We start from the raw sequence: 19,172 nt of genomic DNA, 5'->3' as shown, positions 1-19,172 counted from the left end.
ACCGGCGCACTTAAACGCCCGACGGCGGCCGGTGCCGCAATTGCTGCGCCGGCCGCCGTCGGGCCCGGAGTCAGCAGACGGTGTTGTCCGCTGGCTCCTTCCCGTCAACCAGGTACCTGTCCACGGCGTTGCTGATGCAGGTGTTGGACCGGCCGTAGGCGGTGTGGCCCTCGCCTTTGAAGGTCAGCAGCGACGCATTGCCCAGCTGCTTGCGCAGTTCGCTGGCCCATTCCACGGGAGTGGCAGGGTCACCGGTGGTGCCGACGACGACGATCGGTGCGGAGCCGGTGTACTTCACCGGGGCCGGGGTGCGGATGTTCTTGTAAGGCCAGTCCGCGCAGTTCGCCCCGCCATAGGCGAAGAAGTAGCCCAGGGTGGGGGAAGCCTCGCGGAGCCGCTTCTCTTCGGCGCGCATGGCGGCCGGGTCACTGTTCGTTGGATAGTCCAGGCAGTTGATGGCGCCGAAGGCCAGTGCCGTGTTGGACGTGTACTTGCCGTTGGGCGAGCGGTCCGCGCCCAGATCGGCCAGGCGGAGCATGGCACTGACATCACCCTGCATGGCGAGGTCCAGCGCCTGTGTCAGGGCCGGCCAGCTTTCGTTGGCGTACAGCGGAACGACGATGCCGCTGACGAAGAGGTTGCCGCCCACCAGCCTGCCGTCCTTGGCGGTGCGCGGCGTCTGGACCACGGAGGTGATGAGATCGCGGATTTGCCGCACGCCGTCGTCGACTGTGCCGCTGAGGGGGCACCCTTCCTCGCCGAGGCAATGCTCAACGTAGGCACGCAGCGCCTTCTCGAAGGCCCGGGCCTGGCCCAGCGTCAGGTCCTCGGCGCTGAGCGAGGGGTCGATGGCACCGTCGAGGACCATGCGCCCCACGTTGTCGGGGAACAGCGAGGCGTACGTGGAGCCGAGGAAGGTCCCGTAGGAAAAGCCCATGTAGTTCAGCTTGGCATCGTTCAGCACCGCGCGCAGGACGTCCAGGTCCTTGGCCGCACTGACGGTGTCGATGTGCCCAAGCACGGGCCCGGTTTGCTGCGCACACTTTGCGGCGATGGCCTTGTTGTCGGCACGCAGCACCGCCAGCCCGGCATCGGTCTCCGGGGTGTAGACCTTCGTCCGGGCCTCGTCCCGCTCCTTGTCGGTGAGGCAGGTGACAGGTGCCGAACGCTTGACGCCGCGCGGATCGAAGCCCACGAGGTCGTAGTTGGCGCGCACAGTCTCGGAGAAGTGACTGGTACCGGCGTCCCTGACGAAGTCATAGCCGGACGCACCCGGACCGCCCGGGTTGACCAGCAGGCTGCCCTTCTTGTTCCCGGTGCTGGCGACCTTCACCACCGCCAGTTCGATGGTATCGCCGTCGGGCTTCGCGTAGTCGACGGGCACCTTGACCTTGGCGCACTGCAGCTTGTCCTCGCAGGGCCCCCAAATGATCTTCTGGGAGTAATAGGACTTGAGCCCCTCCGGTGCGGCCGCCGCTATGGAGGGGTCGGCCTGTCCCGTCGAGCCGTTCTGCGAGGACTCGTCCTTGGACGAGCCGAAGGCACTGCACGATGCCAGCAGGACGGCCAGCGCCATGGCGCCGGCCGCCCGCATCCCGGCCGCGAGGGTCCGGGGTCGCGAGGACAGAGGCGGTGCAGACATCATGCGGTTTCTCCTTGTGGGCGGTGTCAGCTCGGTCAGGCAAATGACGGGCGGCGGCGTGGCTACTGGATCAGGCTTGCGGCCATTGACTCTATGGCCAGCAGCGGTGCGACGTTGGTGGTGGTGATTCGCTTGCGGGCGTTGTTGATGGCGTCCATCCGGGCGAGGGTGACGTCCGGCCCGGACCTTTGGGCAAACTCCTCCAGCTCGCTCCTCAGCTCAACGTTCACCAGTTCCACGGCGTTCCCCAGCTGGATGATCAGGACATCCCGGTAGAACGAGAGGAGGTCCGTCAGCGTGCGGTCCAGGGAATCCGTGACGGAGCGCTTGGCGCGCCGCTTTTGATCGTCCTCCAGCTGCTTGACCTGGCTGCGCATGGCCGGCGGCAGGGTCCCGGTTTCCGGGGCGCCGAGGGTGGCCAGCAGCGCGGCCTTTTCGGCGGCGTCACGTTCCTCGTTGGAGCTCGTGGCTTCTTCAGTGGCGATCTTCACGAGCTTGTCCGCCATCATTACGGCGGCCGTGATGCCCCGCAGCCCCAGCGGGAACCGGACTGTCTCCAGGCGCCGCTCCCTGGCCTCAGCGTCGCGGGCCAAACGCCGGGCGATGCCCACGTGGCTCTGGGCCGCCCGGGCCGCGCGCTCGGCAAGGGCCGGATCCACGCCGTCGCGCTTCACCAGCAGGGCCGCGACGTCGGCGGCGGGCGGCAGCCGCAGCGCCACTGCCCGGCACCTCGAGCGGATGGTCACCAGGACGTCCGCGGGGGAGGGGGCACACAGCATCCAGATGGTGCGCGGGGTGGGTTCTTCGATGGCCTTGAGCAGCACGTTGGTGGTGCGCTCCGCCATCCGGTCGGCGTCCTCCACCACGATGATCCGCCAGCGCGCCGAGGACGGCCGGTTGCCGGCGGTGGCCACGAGATCGCGGGCCTCTTCAATGGTGATGGTCACCTTTTCGGTGCGGACAAAGGTGACATCGGCGTGGGTTTCACCCAGGATGGTCAGGCACGCCGGGCAGGTGCCGCAGCCGCGCATGGTGACGTCGTCCTGGTCGCAGTTCAGGGCCGCGGCGAAAGCTTTGGCTGCATTGGAACGGCCCGAACCCGGCGGGCCGGTGAACAGCCAGGCGTGCGTGAGCCCTTCACCCATGGATGCCTGCCGCAGCTGGGCGACGACGGCTGGCTGCCCCTGCAGGTCATCCCAAACGGTCATGGCTGCGTGTCCCTTGCTGCAAGGAGCTTTTCGACGCGTTCCAGGATCAGACCCGCAATTTCCTCGACGGGCTGTCCTGCATCGAGGACGAGGTAGCTCTCAGGGCGCGCCCCGGCGAGGTCCAGGAATGCCTGCCGGATCCGGGCGTGAAACTCGTCCGCTTCCGATTCCAGCCGGTCCTCAGCGGCATCCGCGGCGGTGCGCCGGGTCCGCCCCTCGGCCGGGTGGACGTCCAGGAGCACCGTCAGGTCCGGCTGCAGCCCGGACGTGGCCCACTCGTTAACACTGCGGACGGCGTCCGTGCCGAGGCCGCGGCCGGCGCCCTGGTACGCCACCGAGGAATCGATGTAGCGGTCGGTGAGCACCACCTCGCCGCGGGCCAGGGCAGGCCTGATGACCTGGCTGGCGTGCGCGGCCCGGGAGGCGGCGAAGATCAGGGCCTCGGTATGGGCGTCGATGTGGCCATGGCCGTGGTCCAGCACCAGGGAACGGAGCTTCTCGCCGATGGGCGTCCCGCCGGGTTCCCGTGTGCGCAGCACGGTGAGGCCGCGCGATTCCAGCGTGCCGGCCAGCCGGGCCGCCTGCGTTGACTTGCCGGCACCGTCACCGCCCTCGAAGGCGATGAAAAGTCCGGAACTCTGCATATTCACTTATCCAGCCTACCGATTTCCACCGACGAAAATGCCCGGTGCCCGCTTCGGTACCTTCCCGGAAGCGGCCGCTTTCCGCGCGGGCAGGGAGCCAACGTACCCTTTGACCATGAGTCTTTCCGATCAGCACGCCGCCTCCCTGTCTGCCGAAACGGTGGTTGTGGCCGCCGGCCGTCCGCCCCGCGAACACGATGCGCCCGTGAACCCGCCCATCGTGCTCTCCTCGACGTACTTCGGCACCGGAGCGCTGGACGACGGCGACCGGGGCTACGGCCGCTACGCCAACCCCACCTGGGACCCGTTCGAAGAGGCCCTCGGCCAGCTCGAAGGCGCGTCGCTGCCCGGCCTCCTTTACTCCTCCGGCCTGGCCGCCGTCAGCTCCGCACTCTCCCTGATTCCCAACGGGGGCGTCCTGGTGATGCCGTCCCACAGCTACTCGGGCTCGCTGGTCATGGCCGCCGAGCTGGCTGAGAAGGGCTTCCTGGAACTCCGCACCGTGGACATCGCCGATACCGACGCTGTCCGGGCCCGGATAGCGCCGCAGGACGGCAAAGCGGCGGACATGCTGTGGCTGGAAAGCCCCACCAACCCGATGCTCGGCATCGCGGACATCCGGGCCCTGACCCAGGCCGCGCACGACGCCGGTGCCGTCGTTGTCACGGACAACACCTTCTCCACGCCCTTGGTGCAGCAGCCGCTCAGCCTGGGATCCGACGTCGTACTTCACTCGGTGACCAAGTATCTGGCCGGCCATTCCGACGTGGTGCTGGGCGCCCTGGTGACCTCTGATGCGAAACTGCGCGAAACCCTCCTTCACCACCGCATCATCCACGGCGGCATCGCCGGGCCCTTCGAAGCGTGGCTCGCGCTGCGCGGGCTCCGGACCCTGGCCCTGCGGATCGAGCGTTCGCAGGCGTCGGCAGCGGTGCTTGCCGAGCGCCTGAGCGCGCACCCGGCCCTGGAGAATGTGCGCTACCCGGGCCTCGTGTCGGACCCGGGGCACGATCTGGCCAAGTCACAAATGACGGGCTTCGGTTCCATCCTCTGCGTGCAGGTTGCCGCCGCCGGCGGGCTCAGCGCCGCCGAAACCGCGGACAAGCTGGTCCGTGCCCTGAACCTGTGGCTGCCTGCAACGTCCCTCGGCGGGGTGGAGTCGCTCATCGAGCGGCGGCGCCGGCACGCCGCGGAACCGGTCAGCGTCCCCGAGAACCTGGTCCGGCTGAGCGTCGGGATCGAAAACGTCGAGGACCTCTGGGCCGATTTGAAGCAGGCGCTGGACGCGCTGGACCGATAGGCTGGGCTGGTGGACGGACGAGTACTGATTTTCTACGTTGAGAGCACGGTCTACTACATCCTGGGGCTGATTGCTTTGGCCCTCGAGGTGTGGGCCTTCTTTGACTGCGTCCGCCACCGGCCCAACGCCTTTGAGGCCGTAGGCAAGCGCACCAGGACATTCTGGCTGGCACTGACCGGCGGCAGCCTGGCCGTCGGAGCGCTGTCCGTGCTCGGCGGCGGGTCGGGAGGCCTCCTCGGCCCGCTGGGCCTGTTCGGCCTCGGAGCCGTGGTGGCGGCCTCCGTTTACCTGGCCGACGTCCGGCCGGCCGTGAAGGACGCAGGCCGCGGCGGCAGCCGGAACATGGGCCCGTACGGGCCCTGGTGACATCGCCGGCACTCAGCCTGGTGCCACAGCTTCCCAGCCGACCGTAAGTTCCCCGAGCCGCCAACGCGAGGGGCCATCATGTACCGGCCACCCGCCGTCGAGCAGTGCCCTGCACATGGCCGTCCACCGCTGCCGGTTTCCGAACGGCGCCAGCGGCGCGGCCTCCAGCCAGGCCCGGTCCATGGCCTGCAGCAACATATGGATCCGTTCGCCGGGAACATTGCGGTGGATGAGGGCCTTGGGCAGCCGTTCCGCGACCTCGGATGGCAGCACGAAACTCCCGAACCGCACCGACATGGTGAGGCTTAGGGGGCGCCCGGCATCGAGGGCAACCCACGCGGAGCGGCGGCCGATCTCGTCGCACGTTCCGTCGATGAACAGGCCATCCGGAGCCAGCCGGCCCTGCACCAGTCCCCAGATGCCGCGGACGTCCGCCTCCTCGTACTGGCGCAGCACGTTGAACGCGCGCACAAACACCGGGTTCCCGGGCACCGGAAGTTCGAATCCGCCGTTGTGGAAACTCAGGCCGGGGCGCTCAAGGGCCTTCGCCGCGCGCACCCGCTCCGGTTCGATTTCGATTCCGCACACGCGCACATCCGGCCGCACCGCCCGAAGCCGTTCAAAGAGTTCGACGGCGGTGGCCGGCGAGGTGCCGTAACCCAGGTCCACGACGAGCGGGTCAGCAGCCCTCCGGAGCCGCCAGGCCTGCGGCCCGGCCAGCCACCGGTCCAGCCGGCGCATGCGGTTCGGGTTGGTGGTGCCGCGGGTCACATTCCCCACCGGCTTGCCCCGGCTGCCCCGGTCGGTCACCACCCGTTCTGCTTTCTGCACCACGGCCCCAGCCTATCGGGCGGCGCCGGGATGCGGCCCGGTTGGGCGGCGCCGCCGCGTGATGTAACTCTCGGCGCCCGCGGGCCGCGCTCGGCTAGGATGAAAATCATGACTTACAAGTTGATTCTGCTGCGCCACGGCCACAGCGAATGGAACGCCAAGAACCTGTTCACCGGCTGGGTGGACGTCGACCTGAACGACCAGGGCCGCGAGGAAGCAGCACGCGGTGGGGAACTGCTGGTTGAGAACAACATTCTCCCGGACATCCTCTACACGTCGCTGCTGAAGCGGGCCATCAACACAGCCAACATCTCCCTGGACAAGGCGGACCGCGGCTGGATCCCCGTCAAGCGCGACTGGCGCCTGAACGAGCGCCACTACGGTGCGCTGCAGGGCAAGGACAAGGCCCAGACACTGGCCGAATTCGGCGAAGACCAGTTCATGCTGTGGCGCCGTTCCTACGACACCCCGCCGCCGCCCCTGGACGACAGCAGCGAGTTCTCCCAGGCCCGCGACCCGCGCTACGCGGACCTCGGCGACGACCTGCCCCGCACCGAGTGCCTCAAGGACGTCCTCATCCGCCTGCTCCCGTACTGGGAATCGGACATCAAGGAAGACCTGAAGGCCGGCAAGACCGTCCTGGTCACCGCCCACGGCAACTCCCTGCGCGCCCTGGTCAAGCACCTTGACGGGATCAGCGACGACGACATTGCCAGCCTGAACATCCCCACCGGCATCCCGCTGGTCTACGACCTGGACGAGAACTTCCAGCCGATCACCCGTGGCGGAACCTACCTCGATCCCGAGGCTGCCGAACAGGCCATCCTGGCCGTCGCCAACCAGGGCAAGAAGTAGCCCACTGCCCGCCCCTGGTTGCGCCTGTCGAAACCACAAACGGACGACGCCGGCCGGTCACCCTAGGTGACCAGCCGGCGTCGTCCGTTTGTTTCACGGGAGTTGTTGCCCGGCCGGGCTGGATTTAGCCGTGTTCGATGCTGTTCGGGTGCCATGCGCCGGTCACGAGGTAGGTGACCTTCTGCGCAACGGACACTCCATGGTCGGCGAACCGCTCGAAGTAGCGGCTGGCCAGGGCCACGTCCACGGTGGTGGCCGGGGATTCCTGCCAGTCGGGGCGTGCGATCGCCTTAAAGACGCTGAGGTGGAGGTCGTTCACGGCGGAGTTGACCTTGAGGATGTCGCGGGCAACCTCGAGGTTGCGGGTCTCCAGCAGCTCGGTGAGCTTGTTGGCGATCTCGATGTCATGCTCGGCGAAACTCTTAAACGTCCCGGTCAGCGCCTCCGGTATCACCAGGGAGGGGAACCGCAGCCGGGCGAGCTGGGCAATGTGGCGGGCAAGGTCACCCATCCGCTCCAGGGAGGCGCTCATCCGCAGCGAGCCAACGATCATGCGCAGGTCACTGGCCACGGGGCCCTGCAGCGCGAGGATGTCGATGGCGCGCTCGTCGAGGCTGTTCTGCAGGAAGTCGATCCTGGCGTCCGCGGCGATGACGTCCTGTGCCAGGTCGACGTCGGCACTCTCGAATGAGGTGGTTGCCTTGCCGATCGCTTCGCTGACCAGCTTTGAAATCTCGATGAGGTCCTCGCCCACGTGGGCCAGCTCCTCCTGAAAAACCTTGCGCACGTAGGCGTCCTTTCCTTGGAAACTCCGCCCCGCCGCGGCGGTCAGAATTTCGTGTCACCGTTCCGGCAGTCCAACCGCACACTCTTCCAGTGTTCGGTGAACTGTTACACACCTCAAGATGAACGTTAGCTGAATCCGCACCGCGTGGGCCGTTTATCGGATATCGGGGCTTTCCGGAAGCATAAGCTGGAGGCGTGGATCCAATGCTCTTAGGTGTCATCGCCGGCCTGCTGGGCCTGTCGTTCGGCGTCTTTGGCGTGCTCGCTTTCCGTGCCAGCGAGAAGCAGCGCGAGCTCGTGGATATCGAGTACGACGAACCGGCGCTGCCCCAGGGCTCCGCCGAAGTCCTCGCCGTCGTCGGCCAGGCGTTCGTGGTGGTGGACGCGATCGACGGCGTCGTCCGGGCAAGCCCCGCGGCCTACGCCTACGGCCTGGTGCGCGGACACACCGTGGTGCACCGCGAGCTGCTGGACATGACGGCGAACGTCCGGCGTGACGGCGTCATCTTGGAGAGGCAGCTTGAACTGCCCCGGGGACCGCTCGGCCAGGGCACCATCATCGTGCAGGTCAGGGCAGCCATGCTGGGTGAGGAATATATCGTCCTGCTGGCCGATGACCGCACCGAAATCACCCGGACGGAGGAAATCCGCAACGACTTCGTGGCCAACGTGTCCCACGAACTGAAGACCCCGGTGGGAGCCATCTCGCTGCTGGCTGAAGCGCTGGAATCATCTGCGGACGATGAGGACGCCGTCCGCCGCTTCGCGAAACGCATGCACAAGGAGTCGGCCCGCCTCGCCGCGCTGGTGCAGGACATCATTGAGCTGTCCCGGCTGCAGGGCGCCAACGTCGCGCAGCAGGGGCACCCTGTCGATATCAACGACGTCATCTCCGAAGCCGTGGACCGGTCGCAGCTGCCCGCCGAGAGCAAGAACATCCAGATCGTCATCGGCGGCCGCGCGGAGGCCAAGGTCTACGGCGACCAGGACCTGCTGGTCACGGCGCTGCGCAACCTCATCGACAACGCCATCCGGTACTCGCCGGAAAACACCCGCGTGGGCATCGGCGTGCGGTCCAAAGAGGGCCTGGTCTCCGTCTCCGTGACGGACCAGGGCGAAGGTCTGTCACCCGAGGACCAGGAGCGGGTGTTCGAGCGCTTCTACCGCGTGGACGCGGCCCGGTCCCGCCACACCGGCGGAACGGGTCTCGGCCTGAGCATCGTCAAGCACGTTGTTTCCAACCACGGCGGGGAAGTCACGCTCTGGTCCCAGCCCGGCCAGGGCTCCACGTTCACCCTCCGGCTGCCGGAGATGGAAGGGCAGGGAGACGAGCCCGCCCCGGAATCGCGCCCCTTACCCGCCAGGGAAGCCACAGCGCCGGCGCCCGCCTCACCGGAGGCCCAGCCCGACCGGCCGCAGGCCAAAGAACCACGCGACGCCGCCGGCGTCCACGAACGAGGAGCTAACGCTTGAGCAGGATTCTTATTGTCGAGGACGAGGAGTCGTTCAGCGATCCCCTGTCCTATCTACTGGGCAAGGAAGGGTTCGAAGTGGAGGTCGTGGACAACGGCCTCGACGCCATCACGGAATTCGACCGCAACGGGGCAGACCTCGTGCTGCTCGACCTGCAGTTGCCGGGACAATCCGGCACGGAGGTCTGCCGGCAGCTGCGCCAGCGCTCCACCGTCCCCGTCATCATGCTGACCGCCAAGGACACCGAGATCGACAAGGTGGTCGGGCTGGAGTTGGGCGCAGACGACTACGTCACCAAGCCCTACTCCTCCCGTGAGCTGGTTGCCCGTGTCCGCGCCGTGCTGCGCCGCCAGGCGGAGCCGGAGGAACTCATTTCATCCACCGTCCATGCCGGTCCGGTGCGGATGGACATTGAACGGCACGTGGTGAGTGTCGACGGCGAGCAGGTGTCACTGCCGCTGAAGGAGTTTGAACTGCTGGAGATGCTGCTGCGGAACTCCGGCCGCGTGCTGACCCGGGGCCAGCTGATTGACCGCGTCTGGGGCTCCGACTACGTGGGCGACACGAAAACGCTGGATGTCCATGTGAAGCGGCTGCGCAGCAAGATCGAACCGGACCCCTCCCTGCCACGCTACCTCGTCACCGTGCGCGGCCTGGGCTACAAATTCGAACCCTAGAGGCTCACCGGCGGCCGGGAGAGTGGCCCCGGGCGCGGCACAACAAGGCGGCGATAAAACGAAGAAGGAGGGGTTCCCGGCCGGGAACCCCTCCTTCTTCTATTACCGGCCTTGCTGGCCGGCGCTGCTAGTGGCTTGCGGTGGGCGTGGCCGTGGCGGATTCGCCCGGCGTCGCGGTTTCACCCGGCGTTGCAGTCTGGCTCGGAGTGGCGGACTCGCTGGGCGTGCCATCCGGCAGGTAGGCGGCGTATTCCTTCAGCGTGCCGTCCACCACAGGAATCTTCACGGTCTTGTTGACGTTGGTTGCGTCCTCGGTCACCTGGACGTCCACGAGGGTGCCGGGCTTGCCGCCGGAGGTGCTCAGGGTGGCTGCGTCCGTGGACTGGTTCAGCAGCGTGTAGGAGTTCTGCTTGACCGGAACTTCGGTCTGCGCGCCTTCGGCTCCCTTGAAGGTGACCTTGACGTCCTTCGAGGAGGAGTTGTAGACGGCGCCGATGACGCGGCCCGGCTGGTTCTCGCCGGCGGAGACGATCAGCATGTTGCGCAGCTGGACCGGTCCGACGTCGGTACGGATTCCGTCGGAGGCGACGTACTGGTGAGAGGTCTGCTGGGCGTTGATGTAGCCGCAGCCCGTCAGGGCCAGCAGGCCGACGCTCAGGGCGGCTGCCGCCATTGCCATCTTGCCGCTCTGGCCCCGGTTCATCGCAGTGAAACGCACGTCACGCACTCCTCGAAAAGTCTTTGAAACAGTTTTCAGGCATAGCCTATCGGCAAAGAGCGTCAAACAAGGATTCGGCCCCTCCACATGACTGCCCCCTCGAACTCCGGCCTGGAGGCTCCGCAGGCCGTCCCCGAAGGCCCGCAACTACCCGCGCGTAACGCTTGTGGGGGCGTGTGGGATGCACTATTGTTCGCATTCGTCAAGGGGTCTGAGCCGCTGATTTGGGCCATTTTCCGCGGATTTACGCGGTTCCCGGGCCGTATCCATGCCAGTCATATGCCTTAATCGTGATAAACTGGTCTGCGGGAAAGGGGAAAGTCCACATGGTTTTTGAGGTCGGCGAGACAGTAGTTTACCCTCACCACGGTGCAGCAAAAATTGAAGAGATCAAGATGCGCACTGTCAAGGGCGAAGAGAAGATGTATCTCAAGCTCAAGGTGGCTCAGGGTGATCTGACCATTGAAGTTCCAGCAGAGAACGTTGACCTCGTTGGGGTACGCGACGTAGTGGGCAAAGACGGTTTGGAGCACGTGTTTGATGTGCTCCGTGCCGAGTTCACTGAAGAGCCCACCAACTGGTCGCGTCGTTACAAGGCAAATCTGGAGAAGCTTGCTTCCGGTGACGTCATCAAGGTTGCAGAGGTCGTCCGCGACCTCTGGCGCCGGGATCACGACCGGGGCCTTTCCGCAGGCGAGAAGCGTATGCTGGCCAAGGCCCGGCAGATTCTGATCTCAGAATTGGCTCTGGCTGAAAAGACCGACGAAGAGAAGGCTGCGAGCGTTCTCGACGAGGTCCTGGCTTCCTAAGTAAATAGGAGCTTCCTAACAAGAATTGAACCCCGGTGGCAAAGTGCCGCCGGGGTTTCTTCTTACCCAAAATCAGCCACCCGGGAAATCCCCGTGTAGGCAGCAGTGGAGGGCGCTCCCAGCGCCGGGAACGCCCGCAGCTGCTACCGGGTTGGGAGATGGAGGGGGAGTGCGGCCGGGACGTAGGCTAGAGCGCATGAACACTGCACCCAAGCGCCCCGTGACCGCCGTGATCCTCGTCGCCGCCGGTTCCGGGCAGAGGCTGGGGTACGGCATGCCGAAGGCCGCCGTACCGCTGGGCGGTGAACCGATCCTCATGCATGCGCTCCGCGGAATCGTCGCGGCCGGCATTGCCAGCCAGGTGTGCATCGCGCTACCGGCCGGGGACGAGGAGCTTCGCCGGCTCTGCGAGGACTTCCGGGTGGAACTAGTGGACGGCGGCCCGCTCCTGACCATGGTCGACGGCGGGGCCTCCCGGGCGGATTCGGTCCGTTCCGCTCTGGCCGCCCTGGAGGACGGTACGGAGGCGGTCCTGGTCCACGACGCCGCTCGGGCCCTGACGCCCGAGCAGGTCTTCCACCGCGTAGCACAGGCATTGGCCGCCGGCGCGGACGCGGTGATCCCGGTGATCCCCGTGGTGGACACCGTCAAGACGGTCGCCGCCACCGAGGGGCCGGCCACGGACATCGCACCTGAACTCGTCACCGGAACCGCACCCCGCGAGGAGCTCCGGGCAGTCCAGACCCCGCAGGGTTTCAGGCTCTCCGTACTGCGGCAGGCACACCAGGCAGCCTCGGGCTTCGACGAGCGCCAGGCCGCCGCGGTCACCGACGACGCGATGCTGGTGGAGCTTCTCGGCGTGCCGGTGCATGCCGTCCGCGGGGCCAGCCAGTCCCTGAAAATCACCACGCCGCTGGACCTCATCATCGCCGAAGGCCTGCTCGAGGGCCCCCTCGGCGCCCGCTGGGTGGAGGGCTGAAAAACCACATGACGGAAGGCCCCATGACAGACAACGCTTCGCGGACCCCGGCACTCCTGCCCCGGACGGGCATTGGCATCGACGTGCACGCCTTTGCCCCGGACAACAATCCGCAGCCGCTCTGGCTGGGCGGGCTCTTCTGGGAGGGGGAGCGGGGCCTCGCCGGCCATTCCGACGGCGACCCCGTGGCCCACGCCGCAGCCGACGCGCTGTTCTCCGCCTGCGGGATCGGCGATCTGGGCACCCACTTCGGCACCGACCGGCCCGAGTTCGCCGGCGCCTCCGGAGTTACGCTGCTGGCCGAAGCCGCCCGGATCGTTCGCGCAGCCGGCTTCGAGATCGGCAATGTCGCCGTGCAGTTCGTTGGCAACCGTCCCAAGTTCGGCCCGCGCCGGGAAGAGTCCCAGCGCGTGCTCAGCGAAGCCGCGGGGGCTCCGGTCAGCGTTACCGCCACCACCAGCGACGGGCTCGGCTTCACCGGACGCGGCGAAGGAATTTCCGCCGTGGCCACGGCCCTGGTCTACCCGGCCGGATAGCACGTCGGCCCGGCATCCGGCGGCCGCAGATCGGGCCCCGCAGCCAAATCACCTACGCTGGAATAAGCATCAGTACCGCAATCCCAGGAGACCCGCCGTGAAAAAGTTGCTTCCCGCCGTCGTGATCGCAGGGATGCTTCTGGCCGGCTGTGCCGGCAGCCCCCGCATGAGCGTGGAGGAGAGCTGCAAGTTCCTGCAGGGCGACACGTTCAAGCCCACGGGCAACCAGCAGCAGCAGGCCGACCAGATCGCCAAGCACTACCAGGAGGTCGCCGACAAGGTGGCCCAGGACGTCGCCGACCCCATCCAGAAGATGGCTGACATCATGAAGAAAGTGGCCGGCACGTCCCTGGGAACCAAGAGTTCGGAGCAGACAGCTGAACTCGCCAAACAGAACAACCGGATCGGCGAGGTCTGCAAGTAAGCGGGGACAATGGCATCGGCTAATCTGGAGCGGTGACCCTGCGCTTTTACGACACTGCATCCGCCGAAGTCCGCGACTTCGTTCCCCTGGTACCGGGCAAGGTAAGCCTGTATTACTGCGGTGCCACGGTGCAGGGCATGCCGCACGTGGGGCACATCCGCTCCGCCATCGCCTTTGACCAGCTCACCCGCTGGCTCGAGTACCGCGGCTTCCGCGTCACGGTGGTCCGCAACGTCACCGACATAGACGACAAGATCCTCGCCAAGTCCGAGGCCTCCTTCCACCCGGAATTCGAGCAGGAGCCCGGCTCCGTCCCGGAGGAGGAATGGTGGGCGCTGGCCTACCGGTATGAGCAAGAGTTCCTCAAGGCCTACGACACCCTCGGCGTCTCCCGGCCCACCTACGAGCCGCGGGCCACCGGCCACATCCCGGAGATGCACGCGCTCATCCAGCTTCTGATCGACCGCGGACACGCCTATCCTGCCCTCGACGGTTCCGGCGACGTCTACTTCGACGTGCGCTCCTGGAACAAATATGGTGCCCTGACGCGGCAGAAGATCGACGACATGCAGGGTGCTGCCGACGCCGACCCGCGCGGCAAAAAGGACCCCCGCGACTTCGCCCTGTGGAAGGGCTACAAAGAAGGGGAGCCGACGACGGCGAGCTGGGTTTCGCCGTGGGGCAGCGGCCGTCCGGGCTGGCACCTCGAATGCTCGGCGATGGTCACGAAATACCTTGGCACCGAGTTCGACATCCACGGCGGGGGCCTCGACCTGCGCTTCCCGCACCACGAAAACGAGATGGCGCAGTCCCAGGCGGCCGGCCACGGTTTCGCGAACTTCTGGATGCACAACGGCATGGTCACGTACCAGGGCGAAAAAATGTCGAAGTCGGTCGGCAACACGGTCAGCCCGGCAGAGATGCTGGAGCTCGCACCGCCTCGCGTGGTCCGCTATTACCTCGGCCAGGCACAGTACCGCTCGGTGTTGGACTACCAGCCAACATCGCTGCAGGAGGCAGCCGCCGCCGTCGAGCGCATTGACGGTTTCGTGGCCCGCGCCGTCCGCGCATTGTCCTCCGACGGCGCCCTGCTGTTTGGCACCCACGGCACCGTGCCGGATGCGTTCGCCGCTGCGATGGACGACGACCTCAACGTGCCGCAGGCCCTCGCGGTCCTGCACGACACGGTTCGGGCCGGAAACTCGGCGCTCACCGACGGTGACGTGGAGGCAACGCGGCAGGCTTTGGCGGGCGTGACCGACATGCTGCGGGTGCTGGGCATCAGCGCTGCCGCGCAGCCCGCCGTCGACGACCAGGCCACCACCGCTCTTGGCACACTGATTGAGGCTCAGCTCGCTGCCCGCGCCGAAGCCCGCTCCAGGAAAGACTGGGCCGCTTCGGACGCCATCCGGGACACCCTCGCGGCGGCCGGGATCCTGGTGGAGGACAACGCCGACGGCGCCACGTGGAGCCTGCAGCGGAGCTAGCCTTCGCGGCTCCCGGACCGCCCGGTCAACGATTTGAGGCCAGTCAGTAGACTGGAGTCCAGACTTACTCAATACAACCAAGGGTGGAATTCATGGCCAACAAAGGTCGCCCGGGCGCAGTCCGCAAGCTCAAGAAGGGCCCCACCACCGGAACCGGTGGCCACGGCCGCAAGGCTCTCGAAGGCAAGGGGCCAACCCCCAAGGCCGAGGACCGCCCGTACCACAAGGCGCACAAGAACAAGCAGCTCGCGGAGCGCTCCGCAGCCAAGCGGCCCGCCGGCGCCGGCGGCACCCGCAGTGCCGGTGCCCGGTCGGGCCCGAAGGGGCGTGCCACGGAAGAGGTTGTCACCGGCCGCAACTCCGTCGTCGAGGCCCTCCGTGCCGGCATTCCCGCCAAGGCGCTGCACGTCGCCATCCGGATCGAGATGGATGACCGCGTCAAGGAATCACTGAAGATCGCCGCCGAACGCGGCATCCCCCTGCTGGAAACCGGCAAGCCCGAGCTGGACCGGATGACCGACGACGCCGTGCACCAGGGACTCGTCCTGCAGATCCCGCCGTACGAGTACCAGGACGCCTACGACCTTGCCGAAGAGACCGTCGAAGGCTGGAAGAAGGGGCACATCGCGAACGCCCCGCTCTTCGTTGCACTGGACGGCATCACCGACCCCCGCAACCTCGGCGCGATCATCCGCTCGGTCTCGGCATTCAGCGGCCACGGCGTGATCGTCCCTGAGCGCCGCTCCGTGGGAGTCACGGCGGCCGCATGGAAGACTAGCGCCGGCGCGGCGGTGCGCGTTCCGGTGGCCCGTGCCTCCAACCTGAACAACGCCATCAAGCAGTTCAAGGACATGGGCGTCTTCGTGCTGGGGCTCGACGGCGACGGCGACGTTTCCCTGCCGGACCTCACCGTTGCCACCGAACCGGTGTGCATCGTGGTCGGCTCCGAAGGTAAGGGCCTCAGCCGCCTCGTCCGGGAGAACTGCGACCAGATTGTCTCCATCCCGATCGACTCCGCGATGGAATCCCTGAACGCCTCCATGGCCGTCGGCATCTCGCTGTACGAGGTCTCCCGCCAGCGCGCCGCGAAGTAAGCCCCCCGGTCCAACCTGCCAAGACCCCGGAACGCCCCATCAGTTCCTGCAGGAATTGGACGAACCCTTCTTCAGCTTTTGCAGGAGAATCGGGAACCCTTCTTCAGCTTTCGCAGCAAAACGGGAAACGCTTCCGCACCTAGTGCGGAAGCGTTTCGTCTTAATCGGCAGGATCTGAAGGAGGGTCGGCAGTTTTCCGGCAGGATCTGAAGGAGGGTCGGCAGTTTTCCGGCAGGATCTGAAGGAGGGTCGGCAGTTTTCCGGCAGGATCTGATCGAGCGTTGTGTCCTCCTAGAACTCGCGGCGGTTGGCCAGAACCGGGAGTTTGGTGCGGGCTTCCTTGACCAGGGCCGGATCAAGGTCGGCGAAGATCAGGCCGGGGGCGCCGTCGAGCTCCTGGAGCACCTCGCCGAAAGGTGAGACGACGGCACTGTGCCCGACGCCCGTGGGCGCTGCGCCGCGGGGCTCGATGCCCTGGGTCGCGGGGTCGCCCTGGCCGCAGGCGAGAACGTAGGTGGTGGTGTCCACCGCGCGGGCCCTGGCCAGCAGCTGCCACTGGTCCACCTTGCCGGGGCCGGAACCCCAGGAAGCACAGACGATGTTGGCGACGGCCCCGCGGTCGGCGTTGGCCGTGAAGAGGGCCGGGAATCGGATATCGTAGCAGGTGGCCAGGCCGAAGGTGAGGCCGCCGACTTCGAACGTTACGGGCCCGGTCCCGGCGTCGACAGTGTCGGACTCCAGGAACCCGAAGGCGTCGAACAGGTGAACCTTGTCGTAGCTGGCGTCCACGCCCGGCCCGGTCACGAGCAGCGTGTTGCGGACCTTCGTCTGCCCGTCGGAGCCCGATGAACCCGGGGTGAACATTCCGGCAACAATCACAATCCCCAACTCCCCGGCAATCGCGCGGACACGGCTGGCCCAGGGGCCGTCCAAAGGCTCGGCGATGTCCAGCAGGGAATTGCCGAACGCGCGCATGGTGGCCTCGGGGAAAACCACGATTCCGGCGCCGCCGTCCTTGGCACGGCGGGCGTATTCTTCGACCACGGTGAGGTTTCCGTCCACGTCCCTGCCGGTGATGATCTGGGCCAATGCAATCTTCACGAAAACCTCCAGTAGGTGCGTTCTTACACGGTTCAGCGGTGCCACCACAGGGCCGCACGCGTAACATGCGGGAGAAGACTGGCTATTTGGACGTGACGGCTAAGCTTTAATTGATGGTAATGCCCCTTTTAGACACAGCCCTGACGGTGGACGACTCCCAGGCCTTTCCCCTCGGGGTCAGCGAAGCGCGCCAAGGCCCGGGCGGTGCATCAGGCGACCGTGCGAACGTCGCCGTTTATGCTCCCGGCATCGCGATGCTCGAGGTGGCCTATCAGGCCCCCGGACAGAACTGGCGGATGCAGACCCTGTCCAACCTCACGAACGGTGTCCACCACGGCGTGGTGGACGGGTTACCCGTGGGATCCCGGTACGGCTTCCTTGCAGCCCCCAGCGGCGAAGCGGCCCCCAAGGGCGATGAGGTGCTGCCGCTTGCGGTTCCCACCGTTGATTTCGACGACGGCAGCCGGCAACCGCTGCTGCTGGACCCCTACGGCCGGGCCGTCGATGAACGCGACGGGTTCCTGACCAGCGTCCGGATGTCTTCCGACTTTGACTGGGCCGGGGACCGGAAGCCGAATACCCCGTGGCGCAACACCATCGTCTACGAGGCACACGTCCGTGGGCAGAGCATGCTGCACCCCGACATCCCGGAGGCGCTGCGCGGCACCTACGCCGGCATGGCCCATCCCGCGATGATCGAGCACCTCACCGGAGTGGGCATTACGGCCCTGCAGCTGCTGCCGGTGCATTTCCATCTGGACGAGCCCCATCTCCAGAACCTCGGCCTCACCAACTACTGGGGTTACAACACCGCGGCGTTCTTTGCCCCGCACCCCGCGTACGCCACCAAGTCCGCCCAGGAAGCGGGGCCGCAGGCCGTCCAGGACGAATTCAAGGGCATGGTCAAGCTACTGCACGCGGCCGGCATCGAGGTCATCCTCGACGTCGTCTACAACCACACGGCCGAAGGCGGCCCGGACGGCACCACCCTGAGCTTCCGGGGGCTGGGCGAGCAGAAGTACTACCGCACCGACGGCCACGGAAAATACATCGACACCACAGGCTGCGGCAACACACTCAACTTCGGCGAACCCCGAGTTGTCCAGATGGTGCTGGACTCACTGCGGTACTGGGTGGACGAGTTCCACATCGACGGTTTCCGGTTCGACCTGGCCGTCACGCTCTGCCGGAACGCAGCCAACGAGTTCGATCCCCACCACCCCTTCCTCGTGGCGGTCGCCGCCGACCCCTCGCTTTCCCGCGTCAAGCTGATCGCCGAACCGTGGGACGTGGGCTACGGCGGCTGGCAGACCGGCCGTTTCCCCGGCGGCTGGGTGGACTGGAACGATCACTACCGCGACGCCGTGCGCTCCTTCTGGCTGGCCGACCGGGCCGCCCTCGACAACGGCGGCCAGGGCGGGTCCGTGGCCCGGCTTGCCGATGCCCTGTCCGGCTCGGCGAGCCTCTTCGAACCGTCGGGCCGCTCACGGCTGGCGTCGCTGAACTTCGTCACCGCCCACGACGGCTTCACCATGACCGACCTCGTCTCCTACGACCGCAAGCACAACGAGGCGAACGGCGAACAGAACCGGGACGGGCACGGCGACAACCGCAGCTACAACCACGGCTTTGAAGGACGCACCGAGGACGAGGGCATCCTGACGCGCCGCGCCCAGAGCAAGCGCAACCTCATGGCCTCGCTCATGATTTCCCTTGGCGTCCCCATGATTACGGCAGGGGACGAGCTCGGCCGCACCCAGCAGGGCAACAACAACGCATACTGCCAGGACAACCCGCTCACGTGGATCGACTGGACCAGCACGCCGGAATCCCATGCCATGCTGCGGACCACCAAGCGTGTCATCCGGCTCCGCCGGGAGTTCCTGACGGCCCAGCCGCACGACTACCCCGTCCGCGACGCGCGCTCATACCTGTACTGGTACGACCGGACCGGCCAGCCCATGTCCATGGAGCGCTGGAACGACAACGGGAACCGGGTGGTCCAGCTGCTGCTCGGCTCCGACGACGGGCACGTGGCCGGGCTCATCGTGGTCAACGGCGGACCTGAGGACGTCGAGGTCACCCTGCCGCAGGTCACCAACGACGACGGCACCGGCAAGCGGCTGTTCGACCTCCGCCTCACCACGTCCGAGCTCCACGACCGGCGGCAGGGCGCCCTGGTCGAGTCCGGCGAGCCTGACGAGGTGCAGGCCTACACCATCAACATCTACCGCACATAAAC

General features: G+C 66.8%; 19 protein-coding genes. 12 read left to right on the top strand and 7 right to left on the bottom strand.

Annotated elements, in window-relative coordinates; translation table 11 throughout:
- Window positions 1-70: 70 nt before the first annotated feature.
- The 3 genes from ABIE00_RS19720 to tmk all read right to left on the bottom strand — a co-directional run bounded on the left by ABIE00_RS19720 (window position 71) and on the right by tmk (window position 3,494).
- Window positions 71-1,642 (bottom strand): alpha/beta hydrolase, encoded by a 1,572-nt coding sequence (locus ABIE00_RS19720; protein WP_354263449.1) that lies wholly within the window; start codon window positions 1,640-1,642, stop codon window positions 71-73.
- 62 nt (window positions 1,643-1,704) lie between these two features.
- Window positions 1,705-2,850, bottom strand: a complete 1,146-nt coding sequence (locus ABIE00_RS19715) for a DNA polymerase III subunit delta' (RefSeq protein WP_354262364.1) — start codon at window positions 2,848-2,850, stop codon at window positions 1,705-1,707.
- A complete protein-coding gene (gene tmk, locus ABIE00_RS19710) occupies window positions 2,847-3,494 on the bottom strand; it encodes a dTMP kinase (protein WP_502914296.1) in 648 nt (215 codons plus the stop codon). Before tmk ends, ABIE00_RS19715 begins: the two co-directional genes overlap by 4 nt.
- A 115-nt stretch (window positions 3,495-3,609) precedes the next feature.
- Between tmk and ABIE00_RS19705 the strand changes: the two genes are divergently transcribed.
- Together ABIE00_RS19705 and ABIE00_RS19700 are read left to right on the top strand one after the other, a co-directional pair.
- Window positions 3,610-4,794, top strand: coding sequence for a trans-sulfuration enzyme family protein (locus tag ABIE00_RS19705; RefSeq protein WP_354262362.1), 1,185 nt, complete (start codon window positions 3,610-3,612; stop codon window positions 4,792-4,794).
- A gap of 9 nt (window positions 4,795-4,803) precedes the next feature.
- On the top strand, window positions 4,804-5,160 hold the full coding sequence (locus tag ABIE00_RS19700; RefSeq protein ID WP_354262361.1) for a DUF2516 family protein: 357 nt from the start codon (window positions 4,804-4,806) through the stop codon (window positions 5,158-5,160).
- A gap of 12 nt (window positions 5,161-5,172) precedes the next feature.
- Here ABIE00_RS19700 and ABIE00_RS19695 read toward each other — a convergent pair whose 3' ends face one another.
- Window positions 5,173-5,994 (bottom strand): class I SAM-dependent methyltransferase, encoded by an 822-nt coding sequence (locus tag ABIE00_RS19695; RefSeq protein WP_354262360.1) that lies wholly within the window; start codon window positions 5,992-5,994, stop codon window positions 5,173-5,175.
- Between the two features lie 105 nt (window positions 5,995-6,099).
- Between ABIE00_RS19695 and ABIE00_RS19690 the strand changes: the two genes are divergently transcribed.
- On the top strand, window positions 6,100-6,846 hold the full coding sequence (locus ABIE00_RS19690) for a phosphoglyceromutase (protein WP_354262359.1): 747 nt from the start codon (window positions 6,100-6,102) through the stop codon (window positions 6,844-6,846).
- A gap of 124 nt (window positions 6,847-6,970) precedes the next feature.
- Here the strand turns inward: ABIE00_RS19690 and phoU are convergent, their stop codons facing one another.
- A complete protein-coding gene (gene phoU / locus ABIE00_RS19685) occupies window positions 6,971-7,633 on the bottom strand; it encodes a phosphate signaling complex protein PhoU (protein ID WP_354262358.1) in 663 nt (220 codons plus the stop codon).
- A 203-nt stretch (window positions 7,634-7,836) separates the two neighbouring features.
- Between phoU and ABIE00_RS19680 the strand changes: the two genes are divergently transcribed.
- Window positions 7,837-9,105 (top strand): sensor histidine kinase, encoded by a 1,269-nt coding sequence (locus tag ABIE00_RS19680; RefSeq protein WP_354263447.1) that lies wholly within the window; start codon window positions 7,837-7,839, stop codon window positions 9,103-9,105.
- A complete protein-coding gene (locus tag ABIE00_RS19675; protein WP_354262357.1) occupies window positions 9,102-9,782 on the top strand; it encodes a response regulator in 681 nt (226 codons plus the stop codon). Before ABIE00_RS19680 ends, ABIE00_RS19675 begins: the two co-directional genes overlap by 4 nt.
- A 127-nt stretch (window positions 9,783-9,909) precedes the next feature.
- Here the strand turns inward: ABIE00_RS19675 and ABIE00_RS19670 are convergent, their stop codons facing one another.
- Window positions 9,910-10,500 carry a hypothetical protein gene (locus ABIE00_RS19670; RefSeq protein ID WP_502914240.1) on the bottom strand — a complete coding sequence of 197 codons (591 nt, stop codon included), beginning with the start codon at window positions 10,498-10,500 and terminating at the stop codon, window positions 9,910-9,912.
- A 326-nt stretch (window positions 10,501-10,826) separates the two neighbouring features.
- Here ABIE00_RS19670 and ABIE00_RS19665 point away from each other — a divergent pair, with 326 nt between their 5' ends.
- The 6 genes from ABIE00_RS19665 to rlmB all read left to right on the top strand — a co-directional run bounded on the left by ABIE00_RS19665 (window position 10,827) and on the right by rlmB (window position 15,829).
- Complete coding sequence (locus tag ABIE00_RS19665) at window positions 10,827-11,309, top strand: CarD family transcriptional regulator (RefSeq protein ID WP_003801164.1); 483 nt, start codon at window positions 10,827-10,829, stop codon at window positions 11,307-11,309.
- A gap of 196 nt (window positions 11,310-11,505) precedes the next feature.
- The gene (gene ispD, locus ABIE00_RS19660; RefSeq protein WP_354262356.1) at window positions 11,506-12,288 is read left to right on the top strand and encodes a 2-C-methyl-D-erythritol 4-phosphate cytidylyltransferase; all 783 of its coding nucleotides are present in this window, start codon (window positions 11,506-11,508) and stop codon (window positions 12,286-12,288) included.
- A 23-nt stretch (window positions 12,289-12,311) separates the two neighbouring features.
- Window positions 12,312-12,824 (top strand): 2-C-methyl-D-erythritol 2,4-cyclodiphosphate synthase, encoded by a 513-nt coding sequence (gene ispF, locus ABIE00_RS19655; protein WP_354262355.1) that lies wholly within the window; start codon window positions 12,312-12,314, stop codon window positions 12,822-12,824.
- Window positions 12,825-12,921: 97 nt separating this feature from the next.
- Entirely contained in the window at window positions 12,922-13,248 is a 327-nt protein-coding gene (locus tag ABIE00_RS19650; protein WP_354262354.1) for a hypothetical protein, read from the top strand.
- A 32-nt stretch (window positions 13,249-13,280) separates the two neighbouring features.
- Window positions 13,281-14,735 (top strand): cysteine--tRNA ligase, encoded by a 1,455-nt coding sequence (gene cysS / locus ABIE00_RS19645; RefSeq protein ID WP_354262353.1) that lies wholly within the window; start codon window positions 13,281-13,283, stop codon window positions 14,733-14,735.
- A gap of 92 nt (window positions 14,736-14,827) precedes the next feature.
- The gene (rlmB, locus tag ABIE00_RS19640) at window positions 14,828-15,829 is read left to right on the top strand and encodes a 23S rRNA (guanosine(2251)-2'-O)-methyltransferase RlmB (protein WP_331571749.1); all 1,002 of its coding nucleotides are present in this window, start codon (window positions 14,828-14,830) and stop codon (window positions 15,827-15,829) included.
- Between the two features lie 291 nt (window positions 15,830-16,120).
- On the opposite strand, the gene ABIE00_RS19635 is transcribed toward rlmB, so the two are convergent.
- Window positions 16,121-16,930, bottom strand: a complete 810-nt coding sequence (locus ABIE00_RS19635) for a carbon-nitrogen hydrolase family protein (protein ID WP_354262352.1) — start codon at window positions 16,928-16,930, stop codon at window positions 16,121-16,123.
- A gap of 113 nt (window positions 16,931-17,043) precedes the next feature.
- Here ABIE00_RS19635 and glgX point away from each other — a divergent pair, with 113 nt between their 5' ends.
- Window positions 17,044-19,170, top strand: coding sequence for a glycogen debranching protein GlgX (gene glgX / locus ABIE00_RS19630; protein ID WP_354262351.1), 2,127 nt, complete (start codon window positions 17,044-17,046; stop codon window positions 19,168-19,170).
- Window positions 19,171-19,172: the final 2 nt, after the last annotated feature.

Source organism: Arthrobacter sp. OAP107, from assembly GCF_040546765.1.
GTDB lineage: Bacteria > Actinomycetota > Actinomycetes > Actinomycetales > Micrococcaceae > Arthrobacter.
Note: the sequence above shows the minus strand (reverse complement) of the source record. Positions and strands in the feature narration are given on the sequence as shown.

Bases quoted from the DNA above. Each gene is read 5' to 3' on its own strand.
- glgX (WP_354262351.1), top strand. From the start codon at position 17,044: ATGGTAATGCCCCTTTTAGACACAGCCCTGACGGTGGACGACTCCCAG.
- ispF (WP_354262355.1), top strand. From the start codon at position 12,312: ATGACAGACAACGCTTCGCGGACCCCGGCACTCCTGCCCCGGACGGGC.
- ispD (WP_354262356.1), top strand. From the start codon at position 11,506: ATGAACACTGCACCCAAGCGCCCCGTGACCGCCGTGATCCTCGTCGCC.
- ABIE00_RS19720 (WP_354263449.1), bottom strand. From the start codon at position 1,642: ATGTCTGCACCGCCTCTGTCCTCGCGACCCCGGACCCTCGCGGCCGGG.
- ABIE00_RS19690 (WP_354262359.1), top strand. From the start codon at position 6,100: ATGACTTACAAGTTGATTCTGCTGCGCCACGGCCACAGCGAATGGAAC.
- ABIE00_RS19665 (WP_003801164.1), top strand. From the start codon at position 10,827: ATGGTTTTTGAGGTCGGCGAGACAGTAGTTTACCCTCACCACGGTGCA.
- ABIE00_RS19680 (WP_354263447.1), top strand. From the start codon at position 7,837: ATGCTCTTAGGTGTCATCGCCGGCCTGCTGGGCCTGTCGTTCGGCGTC.
- tmk (WP_502914296.1), bottom strand. From the start codon at position 3,494: ATGCAGAGTTCCGGACTTTTCATCGCCTTCGAGGGCGGTGACGGTGCC.
- ABIE00_RS19715 (WP_354262364.1), bottom strand. From the start codon at position 2,850: ATGACCGTTTGGGATGACCTGCAGGGGCAGCCAGCCGTCGTCGCCCAG.
- rlmB (WP_331571749.1), top strand. From the start codon at position 14,828: ATGGCCAACAAAGGTCGCCCGGGCGCAGTCCGCAAGCTCAAGAAGGGC.
- ABIE00_RS19705 (WP_354262362.1), top strand. From the start codon at position 3,610: ATGAGTCTTTCCGATCAGCACGCCGCCTCCCTGTCTGCCGAAACGGTG.